The sequence below is a fragment of the uncultured Leptotrichia sp. genome, from assembly GCF_938036635.1.
Lineage (GTDB): Bacteria > Fusobacteriota > Fusobacteriia > Fusobacteriales > Leptotrichiaceae > Leptotrichia > Leptotrichia hongkongensis.
Map to the genome: position 1 here is coordinate 1 of NZ_CALHQO010000549.1, position 1,715 is coordinate 1,715.

Genomic DNA, 1,715 nt, shown 5'->3' on the forward strand with positions numbered 1-1,715 from the left:
CATTGAAAAAAACTGTAAAAAATTGTAAAATAGGTTATAATTATAAAATATGGAGAAAGTAGGGAAAATAAATGGATTTGAACAAATATGAAACATTAAAGGATAGATTTTTGAAATATGTAAAGATTGAAACTAGATCGGATGAAAAAAGTGAGAGTATTCCATCGACACCAACACAGCTTGAATTTGCCAAAATGCTTGTAAAAGAGCTTGAAGAAATAGGGATGGAAGATGTGTATGTGAATGAAAATTGCTTTGTTAATGCGACTTTGAAAAGTAATGTTGATAAAGATGTGAAAACTGTTGGATTTATCGCACATATGGATACTGCTGATTTTAATGCAGTTAATGTAAATCCACAGATTGTGGAAAACTATGATGGGAAAGATATTGTCTTGAATAAGGAGCAAAATATTGTATTATCTACTCATGAATTTCCAAATTTAAAGGAATATGTGGGAAAAACTGTAATTACTACTGATGGAACAACACTTCTGGGAGCTGATGATAAGGCTGGAGTTGTGGAAATTATTGAGGCTATGAAATATTTGATTAACCATCCAGAAATCAAGCATGGAACGGTAAAAGTAGCGTTTGGGCCTGATGAGGAAATTGGACGTGGAGCAGATAACTTTAATGTAGATGAATTTGGAGCGGATTTTGCTTATACAATGGATGGCGGACCCGTGGGAGAACTTGAATACGAAAGTTTTAATGCAGCTGGAGCTGTATTTAAAATAAAAGGTAAAAGTGTTCATCCAGGAACAGCCAAAGGAAAAATGATAAATGCAAGTTTAATAGCTGCAGAAATTATAAATAGCTTTCCAGCAGATGAAGTGCCTGAAAAGACAGAAGGATATGAAGGATTTTATTTTCTTGAAAAAATTCGTGCAAATTGTGAAGATGCTGAATTATCATACATTTTAAGAGATCACGACAGACAGAAGTTTGAAGAAAAAAAGAAATTTGCTCAAAATGTTGCAAAAAAAATTAATGAAAAATACAAAAAAGAATTAGTAACAGTTGAAATAAAAGATCAATATTACAACATGGGAGAAATCATAAAAGATCACATGGAAATCGTAGAAATAGCAAAAAAAGCAATGGAAAACCTTGAAATAGAACCAATAATCAAGCCAATCCGTGGTGGAACAGACGGCTCAAAAATCTCATTCATGGGACTTCCAACGCCAAATATTTTTGCAGGTGGAGAAAATTTCCATGGGAAATATGAATTTGTAGCACTTGAGAGTATGATTCTAGCAACTGATGTGATTGTGGAGATTGTAAGATTGAATGCTGAAGGAGAGTAAATTGAAAAAGGGTATACGAAGGAGATAAAAATAAGTGAAAGTTATAATTTATTTTTTATTATTGCAAGTAGTAATTTTTTCTGAAGCAAAAAAATTAAGAGAAATAACTTATTATGAATATTATCCAGTTATCACAGAGAAAATTAAAACTGGAATGGAAATTCAAATAATAAAAGGATACTGTGTAATTTTTGAAAATAAATGTTCTAATTTTTTGTATGTTCCAAAGTATAAAATAGGCGGAGGATTAGATATAAATGCTATAAAAAAGATAAATATTGATTTATTAAATTTTAAAACAACATTATTTAGTAATGTTTTATTTGATAATGATTATCCATATTTTGACAATGAAAAGCAAATGACATTAAAAAATAAGAATATAAGACAAAAAATTCTAAA

At 30.0% G+C, this 1,715-nt stretch carries 2 protein-coding genes; both read left to right on the forward strand.

Annotation, left to right across the window (positions count from 1 at the left end; translation table 11 throughout):
* The first annotated feature begins 71 nt into the window (after positions 1 to 71).
* Positions 72 to 1,313: a peptidase T gene (gene pepT, locus Q0370_RS11100; RefSeq protein ID WP_299575704.1), complete on the forward strand. Its 1,242-nt coding sequence runs from the start codon at positions 72 to 74 to the stop codon at positions 1,311 to 1,313.
* A 34-nt stretch (positions 1,314 to 1,347) separates the two neighbouring features.
* Positions 1,348 to 1,715: hypothetical protein (locus Q0370_RS11105; RefSeq protein ID WP_299575706.1), on the forward strand; the 368-nt coding region annotated here is incomplete at its 3' end.